General features: G+C 73.5%; 17 protein-coding genes. 5 read left to right on the top strand and 12 right to left on the bottom strand.

Going from position 1 to position 16,989, the window contains the following annotated elements; translation table 11 throughout:
- Positions 1–4: 4 nt before the first annotated feature.
- The 8 genes from ACQEV8_RS24880 to ACQEV8_RS24845 form a co-directional block, all read right to left on the bottom strand.
- Positions 5–439, bottom strand: a complete 435-nt coding sequence (locus tag ACQEV8_RS24880; RefSeq protein WP_432972972.1) for a BlaI/MecI/CopY family transcriptional regulator — start codon at positions 437–439, stop codon at positions 5–7.
- Between the two features lie 168 nt (positions 440–607).
- Positions 608–790, bottom strand: coding sequence for a hypothetical protein (locus ACQEV8_RS24875; RefSeq protein ID WP_432964045.1), 183 nt, complete (start codon positions 788–790; stop codon positions 608–610).
- Positions 730–1,521, bottom strand: a complete 792-nt coding sequence (locus ACQEV8_RS24870; RefSeq protein ID WP_432964042.1) for a hypothetical protein — start codon at positions 1,519–1,521, stop codon at positions 730–732. Before ACQEV8_RS24870 ends, ACQEV8_RS24875 begins: the two co-directional genes overlap by 61 nt.
- 460 nt (positions 1,522–1,981) lie before the next feature.
- Entirely contained in the window at positions 1,982–2,779 is a 798-nt protein-coding gene (locus ACQEV8_RS24865; RefSeq protein ID WP_382490849.1) for a type III pantothenate kinase, read from the bottom strand.
- A 17-nt stretch (positions 2,780–2,796) separates the two neighbouring features.
- Entirely contained in the window at positions 2,797–3,771 is a 975-nt protein-coding gene (nadC, locus tag ACQEV8_RS24860; RefSeq protein ID WP_432964038.1) for a carboxylating nicotinate-nucleotide diphosphorylase, read from the bottom strand.
- 5 nt (positions 3,772–3,776) lie between these two features.
- The gene (locus ACQEV8_RS24855) at positions 3,777–5,498 is read right to left on the bottom strand and encodes an L-aspartate oxidase (protein ID WP_432964035.1); all 1,722 of its coding nucleotides are present in this window, start codon (positions 5,496–5,498) and stop codon (positions 3,777–3,779) included.
- The gene (gene panC / locus ACQEV8_RS24850) at positions 5,495–6,496 is read right to left on the bottom strand and encodes a pantoate--beta-alanine ligase (protein ID WP_432964032.1); all 1,002 of its coding nucleotides are present in this window, start codon (positions 6,494–6,496) and stop codon (positions 5,495–5,497) included. Before panC ends, ACQEV8_RS24855 begins: the two co-directional genes overlap by 4 nt.
- Positions 6,493–7,440, bottom strand: coding sequence for a Rossmann-like and DUF2520 domain-containing protein (locus tag ACQEV8_RS24845; RefSeq protein WP_432964029.1), 948 nt, complete (start codon positions 7,438–7,440; stop codon positions 6,493–6,495). Before ACQEV8_RS24845 ends, panC begins: the two co-directional genes overlap by 4 nt.
- 199 nt (positions 7,441–7,639) lie before the next feature.
- Here ACQEV8_RS24845 and ACQEV8_RS24840 point away from each other — a divergent pair, with 199 nt between their 5' ends.
- On the top strand, positions 7,640–8,836 hold the full coding sequence (locus ACQEV8_RS24840; RefSeq protein ID WP_432964026.1) for a threonine aldolase family protein: 1,197 nt from the start codon (positions 7,640–7,642) through the stop codon (positions 8,834–8,836).
- A 115-nt stretch (positions 8,837–8,951) separates the two neighbouring features.
- Here ACQEV8_RS24840 and ACQEV8_RS24835 read toward each other — a convergent pair whose 3' ends face one another.
- Complete coding sequence (locus tag ACQEV8_RS24835; protein ID WP_432964023.1) at positions 8,952–9,173, bottom strand: hypothetical protein; 222 nt, start codon at positions 9,171–9,173, stop codon at positions 8,952–8,954.
- Positions 9,174–9,332: 159 nt separating this feature from the next.
- On the opposite strand from ACQEV8_RS24835, the gene ACQEV8_RS24830 reads away from it, so the two are divergent.
- Positions 9,333–10,442, top strand: a complete 1,110-nt coding sequence (locus ACQEV8_RS24830; RefSeq protein ID WP_432964020.1) for a DUF5937 family protein — start codon at positions 9,333–9,335, stop codon at positions 10,440–10,442.
- A 31-nt stretch (positions 10,443–10,473) separates the two neighbouring features.
- Here ACQEV8_RS24830 and ACQEV8_RS24825 read toward each other — a convergent pair whose 3' ends face one another.
- Positions 10,474–11,145 carry a response regulator transcription factor gene (locus ACQEV8_RS24825; protein WP_193483021.1) on the bottom strand — a complete coding sequence of 224 codons (672 nt, stop codon included), beginning with the start codon at positions 11,143–11,145 and terminating at the stop codon, positions 10,474–10,476.
- 83 nt (positions 11,146–11,228) lie between these two features.
- A complete protein-coding gene (locus tag ACQEV8_RS24820) occupies positions 11,229–12,419 on the bottom strand; it encodes a sensor histidine kinase (RefSeq protein ID WP_432964015.1) in 1,191 nt (396 codons plus the stop codon).
- Positions 12,420–12,537: 118 nt separating this feature from the next.
- Between ACQEV8_RS24820 and ACQEV8_RS24815 the strand changes: the two genes are divergently transcribed.
- Positions 12,538–13,548, top strand: a complete 1,011-nt coding sequence (locus tag ACQEV8_RS24815; protein WP_432964012.1) for an SAM-dependent methyltransferase — start codon at positions 12,538–12,540, stop codon at positions 13,546–13,548.
- Between the two features lie 4 nt (positions 13,549–13,552).
- Here the strand turns inward: ACQEV8_RS24815 and ACQEV8_RS24810 are convergent, their stop codons facing one another.
- Entirely contained in the window at positions 13,553–14,704 is a 1,152-nt protein-coding gene (locus ACQEV8_RS24810) for an NADH-quinone oxidoreductase subunit D (protein ID WP_432964009.1), read from the bottom strand.
- 31 nt (positions 14,705–14,735) lie between these two features.
- On the opposite strand from ACQEV8_RS24810, the gene ACQEV8_RS24805 reads away from it, so the two are divergent.
- Positions 14,736–15,272 carry a PH domain-containing protein gene (locus ACQEV8_RS24805; protein ID WP_432964006.1) on the top strand — a complete coding sequence of 179 codons (537 nt, stop codon included), beginning with the start codon at positions 14,736–14,738 and terminating at the stop codon, positions 15,270–15,272.
- A 374-nt stretch (positions 15,273–15,646) separates the two neighbouring features.
- Positions 15,647–16,945: a PH domain-containing protein gene (locus ACQEV8_RS24800; RefSeq protein ID WP_432964003.1), complete on the top strand. Its 1,299-nt coding sequence runs from the start codon at positions 15,647–15,649 to the stop codon at positions 16,943–16,945.
- The last annotated feature ends 44 nt before the right edge of the window (positions 16,946–16,989 follow it).

The following is a 16,989-nucleotide window of genomic DNA, read 5'->3' as shown; positions in this document are numbered from 1 at the left end:
GACGCTATCGCCCGCCGTGGTCCTGGGCGGAGGCGGGGTTCTCGAGGTTCTCGGGGGCGGGGTTCTCGGGGGCGGCTTCGGTTGAATCAGACGCTTCGGTCGGTTCCTGGGTTTCCGGGACCTGGACGATGCGTACGGCGTCACGGAGAGCCTGTCGCTGTTCCTCGCTCATCATGCCGAAGAAGGCGACGAGAGCCGCGGCGGGGTTGTCGCTCTGCGACCAGGCGTCGTTCATCAGGGCGGCGGCGTAGGCGGCGCGCGTGGAGACCGCCTCATATCGATAGGCACGGCCTTCCGCCTCGCGGCGCACCCAGCCCTTCTGATGGAGATTGTCCAAAACGGTCATCACCGTGGTGTAGGCGATGGACCGCTCCTTCTGAAGATCTTCCAGGACTTCTCGAACGGTCACCGGGCGGTTCCACTTCCACACCCGCGACATGACCGCGTCTTCGAGTTCTCCCAATGGGCGAGGCACAGCTCAGAACAATAGTGGGAGATCTCGGTAATGGCGTGGCGGACGTGCGCTTCGGTGGCGAAAAGGAACAAAAAGGGCGTACGACTCGCAGGGCGGGCCTCGCGGAGTCGTACGCCGGGTGGGGCGGGCTGGTCAGGCCTTCGGGGTGCTCGTGGAGGACTGCTGGGCGCCCTCCACGCGCGCGAGGGCGGCGTCCACGGCCGCGTCCTCCTTGGCCTTGTTGGCGCCGCCCTGCGTCTTCACGATCACCCGGATCACGCCGATGAAGAAGACGGCCATGACGACCGGGGGCAGAAGCGCGGAGACATAGTCCATGGAGCCAGGGTAGCCACGTCAGCCCGCGGCGAGCTGCTGGGGGTTCGCGGGGGCGGTGGGGTGGGCTTGCGGCGCGGGAAGACCTCGCCCGGGGTGGGGATCGGGCGGCTGGGCTTCGGGGCGCCCGGGGCGGGGGGTGACGCCGGGGCGGGCTTGGGGGCCGGTTTGGGGGCCGGGGCTTTGCGTGCGGGCTTCTTTTCGGGCTGCCGGCCGGGGGTGTCCTTGGCGGACTCGCCGGGGGCGGAGAGACCTGCGGAGAGGCCTGCGGAGCGGCCTCCGGGAAGGGCGTGGAGGCGGGTGCGGGCGGCGGGGACGGTGGGAGCGGGTGCGGGTGTGGTGGGGGGCATCCGGGTGACCGGGGAGTGCTGCGGGCGGCAGCGCTCCAGGAGGGCGGCGGCGGCGGGGTTGCCGCACAGGGCGCGGAGGGCGGTGAGGTCGTGGGGGTGAGGGCGGTATCCGGCGCCCAGGGCCTCGTCCAGGAGGGTGAGGTACCCGGCGGCGGTGCCGGGCAGGGCGGCGCGGTACCGGCCGAGATCGGCCACGAGGAAGGCACGCAGCCTGGCTCCCTCCCGTGTGGCCTCGTCGAGCGACTCCGCTAGGCGGAGGCAGTCCTGGACGTCGTCGGACGAGGCGGAGGTGGGGTGGAGGGCGAGGGCGAGAGCGCGGCGGAGCACACGCAGCTCCTCCACGCCGAACGCCATGCCGCCGCGGGATCCGTATGGCGTGGGCATGCGGCGACGATACGCGCTAATCAGACAAATTCCACATAGGGGGCGTGGGTGTGGCGTGGGGGACCACTCGGGTGGGTGGGATGCCTGCGGCGGCCCGCGCCAGTGGGGTGGGGGTGCGCATAGCGCCTGGTGCCGGGTGGTGGGTGGTGGGTCGGGGCCGCGCCGGGGGGCGTCCGTCCTCGAACGTCGCGACGTGGCGATGCGCGAGGTCGCCCGCCGGACCGGCCCCGACCTCATGCTCGCCGCCGGGGGTTGCGAACCGGCTGACCGTCCCTTGACGCGACAGCCGCTGCGGGCGGCCACCTCCCTAAACGTCCCCTTCCGTGAGCAGGCGGGCGCGGGCGCGTACCGGCTGAGCTGCCGCCGTAGCCGCCCCTGGCTGCGGGCATGCGTGCCTCCCCCGGTGCCTCAAGGGCCTGGGAGGTGTCCCCAGGCCCCGGCACCGACGCCGAGCGCCGGGTCACATGCGCGACACGTTCCGCTCGTACACCAGGCGCAGGCCGATCAGGGTCAGCCATGGCTCGTGCTCGTCTATGACCGACGACTCGCCCAGGACCATCGGTGCGAGGCCGCCCGTCGCGATGACGGTGACGTCCTCCGGGTCCTCCGACAGCTCGCGGGCCATCCGGTTGACGACGCCGTCGACCTGGCCGGCGAAGCCGTAGATGACGCCCGACTGCATCGCCTCGACCGTGTTCTTGCCGATGACGCTGCGGGGGCGGGCCACCTCGATCTTGCGGAGCTGGGCGCCGCGGACGCCGAGGGCCTCGACGGAGATCTCGATGCCGGGCGAGATGACGCCGCCGACGTACTCGCCGCGCGCGCTGATCGCGTCGAACGTCGTCGCCGTGCCGAAGTCGACGACGATGGCGGGACCGCCGTAGAGCTCGACCGCCGCCACCGCGTTGATGATGCGGTCGGCGCCGACCTCCTTGGGGTTGTCCATGAGGATCGGGACGCCCGTCTTGACGCCCGGTTCGACGAGGATGGCCGGCACGTCGCCGTAGTAGCGGCGGGTCACCTCGCGGAGTTCGTGCAGGACCGAGGGGACGGTCGCGCAGATGGCGATGCCGTCGATGCCGTCGCCCAGGTCGTCGCCGAGGAGCGGGTGCATGCCCATCAGGCCCTGGAGGAGGACCGCGAGTTCGTCGGCGGTGCGGCGCGCGTCCGTGGAGATGCGCCAGTGTTCGACGATGTCCTCGCCGTCGAACAGGCCGAGGACGGTGTGGGTGTTTCCTACGTCGATCGTGAGCAGCATGGTCCTTACCCGCTCCCCTACTCCGCCGGCCGCAGGTCGAGGCCGATGTCCAGGATCGGCGAGGAGTGGGTGAGGGCTCCTACGGCCAGGTAGTCGACCCCGGTGTCCGCGTAGGCCTTGGCGTTGCCGAGGGTCAGACGGCCCGAGGCCTCCAGGGCGGCGCGGCCCTGGACGAGGGCGACCGCCTCCTCGCACTCGCCCGGCGTGAAGTTGTCCAGGAGGATCAGGTCCGCTCCGGCGTCCAGGACCTCGCGGAGCTGGTGCAGGGTGTCGACCTCGACCTCGATGGGGACGTCGGGGAAGCGGTCGCGGACCGCCTGGAAGGCTTGGGCGACGCCGCCCGCGGCGACGACGTGGTTGTCCTTGACCAGAGCCGCGTCCGAGAGGGACATGCGGTGGTTGACGCCGCCGCCGCAGCGGACCGCGTACTTTTCGAGGGCGCGCAGGCCGGGGGTCGTCTTGCGGGTGTCGCGGACCTTGGCCTTGGTGCCGTCGAGCGTGTCCGCCCACGCGCGCGTGGCCGTGGCGATGCCCGACAGGCGGCACAGGATGTTCAGCGCGCTGCGTTCCGCAGTGAGGAGGTCGCGGGTGCGGGTGGTGACCGAGAGGAGCTTCTGGCCCGCCTCCACGCGGTCGCCGTCCTCCGCGTGGCGTTCGATCTCCAGTTCCTCTTCGCAGACGACCGAGATGACGGCTTCCGCGACCCGGAGGCCGGCCACGACGCCTGCCTCGCGTGCGGTGAAGTCGGCGGTGGCCACGGCGTCCTCGGGGATCGTCGCGACCGTCGTCACGTCCACGCCGTTGGCCAGGTCCTCCTGGAGGGCCACGTTGGCGATGTCCTCGACCTCGACCGGGTCGAGGCCCGCTTCGGCCAGGAGCTGTGCGAGTGCGGGGTCCAGGCCGCACTCCAGGTACGCCTGCTCGTCCGCGCCGCAGGCACAGCCGTCGCCGCAGCCTCCGGACGAGGCGAGGGGAAGGTCGGGGGTGGTCACGTCGGTCACTGCTCCTGGGGGGCCTGGGTGGGGAGGGTCGGAGGGAAGTGTGTGGTGTCCGTGGTGTGCACGGCCAGCGAGCGGTCCGGGTTCAGGCGTACGACGATGTGGCGCCGCCAGGCCGGGTCGTCGCGCTCGGGACGGTCCTCGCGCCAGTGGCAGCCCCGGGTCTCCTCGCGGAGCCGGGCGGCGGCGACCAGGACACGGGCCACGCACAGGAGGTTGGTGGCCTCCCAGGTGTCGACGCCGGGCTCGGCGGTCTTGCCGTTCTCGGCGAGGGCGTCGCGGGCGTCGGTGTGCAGCCGCTGGAGCTGGTCGGCGGCCTTGGCCAGGGAACCGGCCGAGCGGAGCACGCCAGCGCCGTCGGTCATGATCCGCTGGATGGTGAAGCGGGCCTCGGCGGTGAGCAGGGGGTGCTCGGGGGTCTCCGGGTACGGGAGCGGCCGGGGCACGCGCGTGAGGAGGCCGTTCTCCGCGTGGCTCGCGGCGATGTCGGCCGCGATGCGCTCCGCGTAGACCAGGCCTTCGAGGAGGGAGTTGGAGGCCAGGCGGTTGGCGCCGTGCACGCCGGTGCAGGCGACCTCGCCGCACGCGTACAGGCCGGGGACGGTCGTACGGCCCTGTGAGTCGGTGCGGACGCCGCCGGAGGCGTAGTGGGCGGCCGGGGCGACCGGGATGGGGCTGGTGACCGGGTCGATGCCGTGGGCGCGGCAGGCGGCGAGGATCGTCGGGAAGCGGTGTTCCCACATCTCGGCGCCGAAGTGCCGGGCGTCGAGGAACATGTGCTCGGCGTCCTGCTCCTGCATGCGGCGCGTGATGCCCTTGGCGACGATGTCCCGCGGGGCCAGTTCGGCGAGCTCGTGCTGTCCCACCATGAAGCGCACGCCCTCGGCGTCGACCAGGTGGGCGCCCTCGCCGCGCACCGCCTCGGAGACCAGGGGCTGCTGGCCCTCCGCGTCCGGGCCCAGGAAGAGGACGGTCGGGTGGAACTGGACGAACTCCAGGTCGCTGACCTCGGCGCCCGCGCGGAGCGCCAGGGCCACGCCGTCGCCTGTGGACACGGACGGGTTGGTGGTCGCGGAGAAGACCTGGCCCATGCCGCCGGTCGCCAGGACCACGGCGGGTGCGTGGACGGCGCCCACGCCGTCGTGCTGGCCCTCTCCCATGACGTGCAGGGTGACGCCCGCGGTGTGGCCCTCGGCGTCCGTGAGGAGGTCAAGGACGAGCGCGTTCTCGACCGTGCGCACGCCACGCGCGCGTACCGCGTCGACCAGGGCGCGGGAGATCTCCGCGCCGGTGGCGTCGCCGCCCGCGTGGGCGATGCGGCGGCGGTGGTGGCCGCCCTCACGGGTGAGTTCCAGCCGGCCCTCGGAGGACTCGTCGAAGCGGGCGCCGGTCTCGATGAGGCGGCGTACGGCGTCGGGGCCCTCCGTGACGAGGATGCGGACCGCTTCCTCGTCGCACACGCCCGCGCCCGCGACCAGGGTGTCGTCGAGGTGCTGTTCGGGGGTGTCGCCCTCGCCGAGGGCCGCGGCGATGCCGCCCTGGGCCCAGCGGGTGGAGCCGTCGTCGAGGCGGGCCTTGGTGACGACGACGGTCTGGAGGCCCGCGGCCTCGCAGCGCAGGGCCGCCGTCAGGCCGGCGACGCCGGAGCCGACGACGACCACGTCCGCGTCGATGGACCACCCGGCCTCAGGCGCGTGCAGTCGTATGCCTGTGCTGGTCACGAGGCGGCTCCGAAGGTTCCGAAGGTGAGGGGGAGATTGTCGATCAGCCGGGTCGCCCCGACCCGGGCGGCCACGGCGAGGACCGCCTCGCCGGTGAAGTCGTGCCCGATCTCGGTGAAGTCGGACGGGTCGACCAGCGCGAGGTAGTCCAGGGTCAGCGGCGGATCGAGGCGGGCCGCCTCGTCGAGGACCTGGCGGGCGGCCGCGCGGACGGCCGCCGGGCCGCCCGGGACGGCCGTCGCCACGGCGTGCGCGTCGGCCGCCGCGCGGGACTCGCCGATGGCGCTGAGCGCCTCGGCACGCGCGCGCGTGGCGGGCACCTCACGGGCCCGGGCCCGCAGCGCCTCCTGCGCGGCATGCCGGTCCTGGCCCGCGAACAGGGCGCTGGACAGGGCGAGGGCGGTGCGCCGCTCGGCGGGCGAGAGGTAGCGGTTGCGGCTTGACAGGGCCAGGCCGTCGTCCTCGCGGACGGTGGGGACGCCGACGATCTCCACGCCGAAGTTCAGGTCCCGAACCATGCGGCGGATCAGGGCGAGCTGCTGGGCGTCCTTCTGGCCGTACAGGGCGACGTCGGGGCGGGTCAGGTGCAGCAGCTTGGCGACGACCGTGAGCATGCCGTCGAAGTGGCCCGGGCGGGCGGAGCCCTCCAGGCGCTCGCCCATGGGGCCCGCGGTGATGCGGACCTGGGGCTCGCCACCGGGGTACACCTCGTCCACGGCGGGGGCGAACACGACGTCCGCGCCGGACTCGCCGGCGAGCTCGATGTCGGCGTCCAGGGTGCGCGGATAGCGGTCGAGGTCCTCGCCCTGGCCGAACTGCAGCGGGTTGACGAAGACGGTGACGACGACCTCGCCGTCCCGGCCCGCGATGCCGCGCGCGGTGCGGATCAGCGTGGCGTGGCCCTCGTGCAGAGCTCCCATGGTCATCACCACGGCGCGGCGGCCCGCCCGCGCGCGTGCGTGCAGTTCGCCGGCTGTGCTCAGCAGGCTGGTGGTCATCGGGCGTCCCCTTCGGTGCCGTCGGTGCCATCCGTGCCGTCCGTCCCGTCGGCGAGTACCCCGAGGAGGTCCTCGGCGAGCTCCGGTTTCAGCAGGCCGTGGGCCAGGGCCCGGTCGGCGGTCGCGCGGGCCATCGCCAGATAGCCGGCGACGGTCTGCGGGGCGTGCCGGCGCAGCTCGGTGACATGGGCCGCGACGGTGCCCGCGTCGCCGCGCGCGACGGGGCCGGTGAGGGCCGCGTCGCCGGAGCGCAGGGCGTTGTCCAGGGCCGCGCCGAGCAGCGGGCCGAGCATCCGGTCGGGGGCGGCGACCCCGGCCGCGCGCAGCAGCTCCAGGGACTGGGCGACCAGGGTGACCAGGTGGTTGGCGCCCAGGGCGAGCGCCGCGTGGTAGAGCGGCCGGTTCTCCTCGGCGATCCACTCCGGCTCGCCGCCCATCTCGATGACGAGGGCCTCGGCGGCCAGCCGCAGTTCCTCGGGCGCGGTGACGCCGAAGGAGCAGCCGGCCAGCCGCTGGACGTCCACGGGCGTGCCGGTGAAGGTCATCGCGGGGTGCAGGGCGAGCGGCAGGGCGCCCGCGCGCAGGGCGGGGTCGAGCACCTGCGCGCCGTAGCGGCCGGAGGTGTGGACGAGGAGCTGGCCCGGCCGTACGGACCCGGTGTCGGCGAGTCCGGCGACCAGGTCGGGCAGGGCGTCGTCCGGGACGGTCAGCAGGACCAGGTCGGAGCGCTGGAGGACCTCGGCGGGCGGCAGCACGGGCACGTCGGGCAGCAGTTGCGCGGCGCGGCGCCGGGAGGTGTCGGAGACCGCGGAGACGGCGACCGGGCGGTGCCCGGCGAGCTGCAGGGCGGCGGCCAGTGCGGGTCCCACGCGGCCGGCGCCGACGACGCCGACGGTGAGCCGCGCGGGGCGGTCCTTGGGGTCTGGCTGTGGGGTTGTGTTCACTCGACGGCGGCCTTCCCGTTCCAGTCCGCTCCGGGTACCGGACGATTTCTCGTCATGTTAACGCGATCGGTTCGAGGGGTGTTCGGCCGTCCACAGGGTGTGCGGAAACGCCGTCCACAGGGCGAGCGGGAAAGCCGACCACAGGGCGGGCGGGAAATGCGGGTGCCCGGACGCACGCGCGCGGGGCAGGATCCGGGGCATGACTGACACGGCGGAACAGGACGATCGGGCGACCGGGCAGTTGTCGGACCGGGAGCGGCACGCAGGGCTCCGTGAGCGGCGGCTGGCCGCCCATCGCGGCGCGCGGCGGGTGCTCGCGCGCTTCGCCTTCCACAAGACGCTCCGGGAGCGCCTGGCGGAGCTGGCCGGGGTGGAGGACCTGTACGACCTGGACGAGCTGTCCGACGCGTACGGTAACGGGGTAGTCGAGGTGCTGGAGGCGAAGGTCGCCGGGCTGCTCGGCACCGAGGCGGCCGCGTTCTTCCCGACGGGCACGATGGCCCAGCAGGTGGCCCTGCGCTGCTGGGCGGGCCGCACCGGCAATCCGACCGTCGCCCTGCACGCGCTCGGCCATCCCGAGGTGCACGAGCGGAACGCGTTCAGCGAGGTCGGCGGTCTGCGCCCGGTGCGTGTGACGGACGAGCCGCGGCTGCCCTCGGCCGTTGAGGTGCGCGACTTCGAGGAGCCCTTCGGGGCGCTGATGCTGGAACTGCCCCTCAGGGACGCCGGTTTCGTGCTGCCCTCGTGGGAGGAGCTCACGGAGGTGGTGGAGGCCGCGCGGGAGCGGGACGCGGTGGTGCACTTCGACGGGGCGCGGCTGTGGGAGTCCACCGTCCACCTCGGCCGGTCCCTGGAGGAGATCGCGGGCCTGGCGGACAGCGTCTACGTGTCGTTCTACAAGTCCCTGGAGGGGTTCGGTGGTGCGGCGCTCGCCGGCCCGAGGGAGCTGGTGGAGGAGGCGAAGGCCTGGCGGCACCGGTACGGCGGCCTGGTCTTCCAGCAGTTCCCCACGGCCCTGTCGGCGCTGGCCGGACTGGAGCGGGAGCTGCCCCGGCTGCCGGAGTACGTCGCCCACGCGCGCGTGGTGGCCGCCGCCCTGCGTGAGGGGTTCGCGGCGGCCGGGCTGCCGTGGGCCCGCGTGTACCCGGAGGTGCCGCACACCCACGACTTCCAGGTCTGGCTGCCCTGCGAGGCGGACGTGGCCGGGGAGGCGGCGGTCAGGACGGCCGAGGAGACGGGTGTCTTCCTGTTCGCCGCCGCCTGGGTCCGGGGCGGCCCGGGCCTGGCCCGCACGGAGGTGAGCGTACGGGCCCCCGGGCTGGAGTGGACCGCCGAGGACGTGAAGACGGCGGTGGCGGAGTTCGTCGCCCGGTTGCCCGGGCAGGGCGGCAGGTAGTCGGGAACGGACAGCAGGCCGCCGGCCGTGCACGGAAGCGGTCGGCCGCCGGCCGTGCACGGAAGCGGTCGGCCGCCGGCCGTGCACAGGTGCGGTCGGCCGCCGGCCCGGGCGGTCAGCCGGTAGAGCGGCTTCGAGGGTGCAGCCACCGGCCCAGGGCGTTCCGGATCCGCGTCCGGCCGCCGGCCGGGCGGCCGGCCAGGACCGCGCGGAACCGGCGTTCGTCGCGCCACTCGCGGACGACCCGGCGGTCGTGTGTGCCGGGCGCGGGCGGGGCGGGCTCGCCGTGCTGCTGGGCACGGTAGAGGTCGAGGAGGTGCTGCTGCGTGATGCTCATGAGGAATCGCCTCGGCAGGTCGGGGTGATGGAGGTCCGAAGGCTCCGCGGCTGCCCCGGTGCTCCAACCCTGCGCCCGCTCCCGGGGCGAAGTCGCGCCGATTGACGACGACCGTCAATCGGCGGGGGCGTTGTCAGTGGCGGGGTGCACGATGAAGACATGAGCGTGCACATCGACATCGCGGGGCTGCGGCCGGAGGAGATCGCCGTCGTGCCCTCCCCCTTGGCCGAACTCGGCATGGCGCTGCACGCGCTGTCCGAGCCGGGTCACCACCCGGGCCTCCAGGGCTGGGTGACCGGCGTGACCGCCCGGCTCGACCCGCATCTGGCCGACCGGATGTGCGAGGCCGACTTCCTGTGGCGGTCGACGTTCTCGGACCTGTTCATGCCCTTCGCCGGCGTCCCGGGCCGGAGCACCCTCCCGGGCGGCACGCTCGCCGAGGAGCTGGACCTGCTCGACAAGCTGTCGGACGAACAGTTCGTGGACGCGGCACTGGAGTTCACCTGTGCCCTCGGGTACGGCTCGTGCGGGCCCACCGCGCTGTCCGACCCCGAGGTGCGCCGCAGGGCGCTGGACCTGGCCGCCGCGCGTGGGCCCCAGCAGCTGCGGTTCAGCCGGCGGCTGCTGGGCGACCCGCCCTCGATCCGGGCCTGGCTGCGGCAGTTCCTCCAGGACTGCGACGAGGCGTTCTTCGCGGAGGCCTGGTCCCGGTTGCGCCATCAGCTCGCGGCCGACGCGCGGCTGAAGACGGACCTCTTCCGGCACAAGGGCATGGCCGAGGCGCTGGCCGCGGTGTCCCCGGCGATCACACTCGACGAGACGGCCGCCCGGATCACGGTCGACAAACTGGGCGGCGACGACGGTACGTCCACGGGCGACGGCGGCCTGCTGCTCGTCCCGACGAGCCTGGGCTGGCCGCATCTGATGGTCCTGCACCGGTACGGCTGGCAGCCGGTGCTGCACTACCCGGTCGGCTCCCCCGAGCTCGCCGCCCCGCCCAATCTCGAACAGCTGGCCCTGCGCATGACCGCGCTGTCCCACCCCGTGCGGATGCGGATGTGCCGCAATCTGGCCCGCAGCGCGTACACCACGGGCGAGCTGGCGCAGGTGCACGGCATGACGGCTCCGGAGATATCCCGGCACCTGGCCGTGCTGAAGAAGGCGGGCCTGCTCACCACGCGCCGCCGCGGGCGCTACGTCCTGCACCAGCTGGATGTGTCGGTGGTGGCCCGGCTCGGCAGCGAGTTCCTGGAGGGGATCCTCAGATAGCCGACCGGAGCCGGACCGGTCGCCGCCCGGCTCAGCCGTGCCCGCCGGCCCGTACCAGCCCGGTCTCGTAGGCCAGCACCACGACCTGCACCCGGTCCCTGAGGCCCAGCTTGGTCAGGATGCGGCCCACGTGCGTCTTCACGGTCGCCTCGGACAGCACGAGGCGGGCCGCGATCTCGCCGTTGGACAGGCCCTGTGCGACCAGCACCATGACCTCGCGCTCGCGGCCCGTGAGCCGCTCCAGCTGCTCGTGCTGGGGCTGCTTCGCGGTGCCCGGCAGCATCGGAGCGAAGCGGTCCAGGAGCCGACGGGTGGTGGAGGGCGCGACGACCGCGTCGCCGCTGTGCACGGCGCGGATCGCTGCGAGCAGCTCACCGGGCGGCACGTCCTTGAGCATGAAGCCGGAGGCGCCCGCCTTCAGCCCGGAGAAGGCGTACTCGTCGAGGTCGAAGGTGGTCAGGATGAGCACCTTCGGCGGGTCGGTGTCGGCGCAGATCCGGCGGGTCGTCTCCACACCGTCCAGCTTCGGCATGCGGACGTCCATCAGCACCACGTCGACCTCGGTCGACCGCAGCACCTGGAGGGCCTCGACCCCGTCACCCGCCTCCGCCACGACCTCCATGTCCGGCTGGGCGGCGAGCACCATCCGGAACCCGGTGCGCAGCAGCACCTGGTCGTCGACGAGCATCACGCGGATCGTCATCGGGGCCTCTTCCAAGTCTCTTTTACGGTGGGAGCATTGCCGGTGAAAGCGTTACAGGTGTCAGCGCTGTAGGTGTGCCGGCGTCAGCCGGCGGGTTTGAGCGGCAGCAGGGCACTGATGCGGAATCCTCCGCCGGGGCGCGGTCCGGCGTCCAGGGTGCCGCCGACCATGCCGATCCGCTCGCGCATGCCGATGAGGCCGTGGCCCTGGCCGTCGAAACCGCCCTCCTCGTACAGCTCGTGCGGGGCTCCCTTGCCGTCGTCCTCGACGAGCAGTCCGAGACCGTCGTCGAAGTACACCAGGCGCACGCTCGCGCCCGCCTTGGGCCCGCCGTGCTTACGGGTGTTGGTGAGCGCTTCCTGCACGATGCGGTACGCGGTGAGCTCGACGCCGCTGGGCAGCGGCCGGGGGGTGCCCTCGACCTTGAAGTCGACGGGCAGTCCGGAAGCGCGGCACTGCTCGACGAGGTCCTCGATCTGCTGGACGTCGGGCTGCGGCACGTACTCGCCGGCCTCCTGGTGCTCCCCGGTGCGCAGCACCCCGAGCAGGCGGCGCATCTCGGCGAGGGCCTGGCGGCCGGTGGAGGAGATGGTCTCCAGGGCCTTCTTCGCCTGGTCGGGAGCGGCGTCGAGGACGTAGGCGGCGCCGTCGGCCTGGACCACCATCACCGAGACGTTGTGCGCGACGACGTCGTGCAACTCGCGTGCGATCCGGGCGCGTTCGGCGGCGACGGCGACCTTCGACTGGGCCTCGCGCTCCTTCTCCAGGCGGGCGGCCCGCTCCTCCAGCTGCGCGAAGTAGGCGCGGCGGGTGCGGATGGAGTCGCCGAGCACCCAGGCGAGGGCGAAGGGCACGGCCATGAAGACCGTCAGGGCGATGTTGCCCGCGACGTTCGTGTGGTCGCTCGGCCAGCGCAGCTGGGACACGGGGGCCGCGCACAGACCGGCGCCGAGCGCGAAGCGGGAGGCCCAGCGCGCGCCCTCCGCAGCGACCGTGTAGACGATCACCAGCAGGGCGAAGTCGGCCGGACCCCGCTCCACGTCGGTGATCAGCTGGGCCACCCCGACCGCGGTCGCGAGCAGCAGCATCTTCTCCAGCAGGCGGCGGCGCAGCGCGACCACCAGGCACAGCAGAATCGTGAGTGGAACGGCGGCGGCCGGTGAGCCGTATCCGCCCGCCACTCCGCCGACGAGGGAAATCCCGAGGAGGACCACGGCCCAGGAGCCGTCGACCCACATCGGGTGCCTGCGGAGGAAGTCATAGAGGCGCTGCACGTAACCCAGCGTAGGGAAGCGCGATAGGTGCAGGGGTCAACCGGAGGACCGATCCGCACCGGGCGCACGTACTCCGCAAGGTGGAGTTGCGTTCGTTGTGTGCGCTTAGCCTGGCCCGGTGACACCAGGTACGGGAGCCGAGTTGCACGAGTTGCACGAGTGGCGTGGGTGGCGGGCCGCGACGGCGGAGGCGCTGTACGGGCCGGGTGGGTTCTACCGGCGGGACGAGGGGCCCGCCGGACACTTCCGTACGTCCGTGCACGCTTCGTCGCTGTTCGCAGGGGCCGTGGCGCGGCTGCTGTGCCGGGTCGACGAGGCGCTGGGGCGGCCCGCGGTACTGGACTTCGTGGACATGGGGGCCGGGCGGGGGGAGCTGGCCGACGGGGTGCTCGCAACGCTCCCGGCGGAGGTGGCGGCCCGCACGCGCGCGTACGCCGTCGAGGTCGCCGGGCGGCCCGCCGGGCTCGATCACCGGATCGAGTGGCGGGCCACGCCCCCGGAGGGGATCACCGGGCTGCTGTTGGCCAACGAGTGGCTGGACAACGTACCCGTGGAGGTAGCGGAGGTGGACTCCACGGGCACGGCCCGGCTGGTGCTGGTCCGGGAGGACGGGAGCGAACGGCTCGGGGAGCCGCTCGACGGGGATCAGGCGCGGTGGCTGCGGCGGTGGTGGCCGCTGGCCGGAGAGGCGGGGCTGCGGGCCGAGATCGGCCTGACCAGGGACGAGGCCTGGGCCTCGGCGGTCGCCACGCTGGACCGGGGGCTCGCCGTCGCCGTGGACTACGCGCACACGGCGGATGCGCGGCCGCCGTTCGGGACGCTCACCGGGTTCCGGGAGGGCCGGGAGACCGCCGCCGTACCGGACGGCTCCTGCGACATCACCGCGCATGTGGCCCTGGACGCGTGCGCGCTGCCCGGCGGGCGCCTGCTCCCGCAGCGCGAGGCGCTGCGCACCCTGGGCGTGACCGGCGCACGGCCCCCGCTCACGCTCGCGTCCACGGACCCCACCGCCTATGTACGCGCCCTCGCCGACGCCGGAGAGGCCGCCGAGCTCACGGCCGCGGGCGGGCTGGGCGACTTCGGGTGGCTGGTCCAGCCGGTCGGGATCCCGGACCCGCTCCGGGAATGAGCCCCTACTTGTCGATGTCCCCGACCACGAAGAACATCGACCCCAGGATCGCCACCATGTCCGCGACCAGCGTCCCCGGCAGCAGCTCCGTCAGCGCCTGGATGTTGTTGTACGAGGCCGAGCGCAGCTTCAGCCGGTACGGGGTCTTCTCGCCCTTGCTGACCAGGTAGTAGCCGTTGATGCCGAGGGGGTTCTCGGTCCAGGCGTAGGTGTGGCCCTCGGGTGCCTTCAGGACCTTCGGGAGCCGCTGGTTGACCGGCCCGGGCGGCAGCCCGGCGAGCCGGTCGAGGCAGGCGTCGGCCAGGTCGAGCGCGTTGTGCGTCTGCTCCAGGAGGCACTCGAAGCGGGCCAGGCAGTCGCCCTCCTGCCGGGTCACCACCTTCAGGACGTCGCCCAGCTCGCCGTAGGCCAGGTACGGCTCGTCGCGGCGCAGGTCGAAGTCGACGCCCGAGGCACGCCCGAGCGGCCCGCTGACCCCGTAGGCGTGCACGGCCTCCGGCGAGAGCCTGCCGACGCCCCGGGTGCGGCCCCGGAAGATCTCGTTGCCGAGGACCAGGTCGTCGAACCGGTCCATCCGGGAGCGCACGTCGGCGACGGCGCCACGCGCGCGTGTGGTCCACCCGGCCGGCAGGTCCTCCTTGAGGCCGCCCACACGGTTGAACATGTAGTGCATCCGCCCGCCGGAGACCTCCTCCATGACGTGCTGGAGCTCCTCGCGCTCCCGGAAGGCGTAGAAGATCGGGGTGATCCCGCCGAGCTCCAGCGGGTAGGAGCCGAGGAACATCAGGTGGTTGAGCACCCGGTTCAGCTCGGCGAGCAGCGTGCGCAGCCACACCGCGCGCTCGGGGACCTCCATCCCGAGCATCCGCTCCACGGCGAGGACCACGCCCAGCTCGTTGGAGAACGCCGACAGCCAGTCGTGGCGGTTGGCCAGCATGATGATCTGGCGGTAGTCGCGCGCCTCGAACAGCTTCTCCGCGCCGCGGTGCATATAGCCGATCACCGGCTCCGCGTGCGTGATGCGCTCGCCGTCCAGAACCAGCTTCAGCCGCAGCACGCCGTGCGTGGAGGGATGCTGGGGTCCGATGTTGAGCACCATGTCGGTGCTCTCCGCGGCGCCGCCGATTCCGACCATGGTCTCCGTCGTAGGAGTCATGGACACAGTCTCTCCTACGTACGCTGGCCTCATGGATACGGGGAGTGCGCGGGAGACGGAGCCGACGGCGGCCGTCGAGGGCACGGTGGGGGCGGCGGACGGGGACGGGCCGGTGTGGATCGCGCTGCCGCCCGGGCTGCTGAGGATGCGGCGGTTGCTGCTGGTGGTGTGGCTGGGGCTGATCGCGCTGGCCGCCGGGCTGCTGCCGGGCCTGCTGGCCGGGCCCGCCTGGGCCGCCTTCGCCGTGCTGCCGCTGGCGCTGATGGCCTGGGGCTGGGTGATGATCGACCGCAACTGGCGCTCCTGGCGGTACGCCGAGCGCGCCGACGACCTGCTGATCAGCCGGGGCGTGCTCTGGCGCGAGGAGACGGTCGTGCCGTACGGGCGGATGCAGCTGGTCGAGGTCACCTCCGGCCCCGTCGAGCGGTACTTCGGGCTGGCCAGCGTGCAGTTGCACACGGCCGCCGCGGCCACCGACGCGACCATCCCCGGCCTGGACCCCGCCGAGGCGGAACGGCTGCGCGACCGGCTCACCGAGCTGGGCGAGGCCCGATCGGCGGGGCTGTGACGACGCCCGAGGCCGCGGGGGCCGGCGGCGAGGTGACTGACGGGGGCAGCGGGACGGACGGCGGCGAGCCGACCGGCCGGGGCGGAGTGAGCGTCGGCCAGGGGCTGACCGACACCGGCGGACCGGCCGAGGGCGGCGGGCAGGCCGGCGGAGGCGCGGGGTCCGAGGGAGACGCGGGGTCCGAGGGAGACGCGAGGCCCGAGGGAGACGCGAGGCCCGAGGGAGACGCGAGGCCCGAGGGAGACGCGAGGCCCGAGGGAGACGCGAGGCCCGAGGGAGACGCGAGGCCCGAGGGAGACGCGAGGCCCGAGGGAGACGCGAGGCCCGAGGGAGACGCGAGGCCCGAGGGAGACGCGAGGCCCGAGGGAGACCGCGTGGCCGAGCGGCGGCTGCACCCCGTCACACCGCTGCGGCGCGCCTGGGCACCGGTCGCCGTGGTCATCGGCTGGGCCGTGCACGACCCCGACGGGGCGCAGCGCCATCTGACCCGGCTGACCACGACCACGCTGCTGATCGGCCTCGCCGTGATCGTCCCGGCCGCCGCCCTCTACGGATTCTGCTCCTGGTGGTTCACGCACTTCGCGGTGACGGACACCGAACTGCGCATCCGCACCGGCCTGGTGTTCCGGCGCACCGCGCACATCCGGCTGGAGCGCATCCAGGCCATCGACATCACACAGCCGCTGCTCGCCCGGGTCGCGGGCGTCGCCAAGCTGAAACTCGACGTCATAGGGACCGACAAGAAGGACGAACTGGCCTTCCTGGGCGCGGACGAAGCACGGACCCTGCGGGCCGAACTGCTCGCCCGGGCGGCCGGTTTCGCGCCCGAGACCGCGCACGAGGTCGGTGAGGCGCCGTCCCGGCAGCTGCTGCGGGTGCCGCCCGGTGTCCTCGCCGTGTCGCTGGTGCTGACGGGCGCGACCTGGGGGTCGCTGGCGGCGGCGCTCGTCGTTCCGCCGGTGCTGTGGCTGGTCACCCACAGCCTGTGGACGGTCCTCGCGGTCGCCCTGCCACTGCTGGGCGCGGCGGGCGCGAGCAGTGTGGGGCGGTTCGTCGCCGAGTACGACTGGACGGTGGGCGAGTCGCCCGACGGGCTGCGCATCGACCACGGCCTGCTGGACCGGGCCCACGAGACGGTGCCGCCGGGGCGGGTGCAGACCGTGCGGATCGTGGAGCCGCTGTTGTGGCGGCGGCGCGGCTGGGTGCGCGTGGAGCTCGATGTGGCGGGCTCGTCCAACTCCGTGCTGGTGCCGGTCGCCCCGCGCGAACTCGCGGAGACCGTCGTCGCGCTGGTGCTGCCCGGAGTGACCGTGCCGGAGCCCGCGGCCCTGTCGCCGTCGCCGCGCCGCGCCCGGTGGTGCGTGCCGGTGTGGTGGCGGGGGTACGGACTCGCCGTCACCGACGCGGTGTTCGCGGCGCGCTCCGGCCTGCTGGCGCGGAGTCTGGCGCTGGTGCCGCACGCCAAGGTGCAGAGCGTACGGATGACCCAGGGGCCCTGGGAGCGGGCCCGGGGCGTGGCCGACGTGTGTGTGGACACCGGCGCGAACAAGGTGGTGCGGGCGCGGCTGCGGGACGCGGACGAGGCGCGGGAGTTGCTGGCCCGGCAGGCGGAGCGGTCACGCACCGGGCGCAGGGACGCGCGGCCGGACCGCTGGATGGCCGGACCGGACTGAAACCGGAAGGCTGCCGGAACGAAAAGGCGACCGGACCGCTGGAT

Source organism: Streptomyces sp. CA-179760 (assembly GCF_050937045.1).
GTDB lineage: Bacteria > Actinomycetota > Actinomycetes > Streptomycetales > Streptomycetaceae > Streptomyces.
Note: the sequence above shows the minus strand (reverse complement) of the source record. Positions and strands in the feature narration are given on the sequence as shown.

Excerpts from the sequence above, each read along its gene's own strand:
- ACQEV8_RS24825 (WP_193483021.1), bottom strand. The coding sequence starts at position 11,145 with ATGACGATCCGCGTGATGCTCGTCGACGACCAGGTGCTGCTGCGCACC.
- ACQEV8_RS24810 (WP_432964009.1), bottom strand. The coding sequence starts at position 14,704 with ATGACTCCTACGACGGAGACCATGGTCGGAATCGGCGGCGCCGCGGAG.
- ACQEV8_RS24865 (WP_382490849.1), bottom strand. The coding sequence starts at position 2,779 with ATGCTGCTCACGATCGACGTAGGAAACACCCACACCGTCCTCGGCCTG.
- ACQEV8_RS24875 (WP_432964045.1), bottom strand. The coding sequence starts at position 790 with ATGGACTATGTCTCCGCGCTTCTGCCCCCGGTCGTCATGGCCGTCTTC.
- ACQEV8_RS24870 (WP_432964042.1), bottom strand. The coding sequence starts at position 1,521 with ATGCCCACGCCATACGGATCCCGCGGCGGCATGGCGTTCGGCGTGGAG.
- ACQEV8_RS24830 (WP_432964020.1), top strand. The coding sequence starts at position 9,333 with ATGAGCGTGCACATCGACATCGCGGGGCTGCGGCCGGAGGAGATCGCC.
- ACQEV8_RS24805 (WP_432964006.1), top strand. The coding sequence starts at position 14,736 with ATGGATACGGGGAGTGCGCGGGAGACGGAGCCGACGGCGGCCGTCGAG.
- ACQEV8_RS24835 (WP_432964023.1), bottom strand. The coding sequence starts at position 9,173 with ATGAGCATCACGCAGCAGCACCTCCTCGACCTCTACCGTGCCCAGCAG.
- ACQEV8_RS24840 (WP_432964026.1), top strand. The coding sequence starts at position 7,640 with ATGACTGACACGGCGGAACAGGACGATCGGGCGACCGGGCAGTTGTCG.
- ACQEV8_RS24880 (WP_432972972.1), bottom strand. The coding sequence starts at position 439 with ATGTCGCGGGTGTGGAAGTGGAACCGCCCGGTGACCGTTCGAGAAGTC.
- panC (WP_432964032.1), bottom strand. The coding sequence starts at position 6,496 with ATGACCACCAGCCTGCTGAGCACAGCCGGCGAACTGCACGCACGCGCG.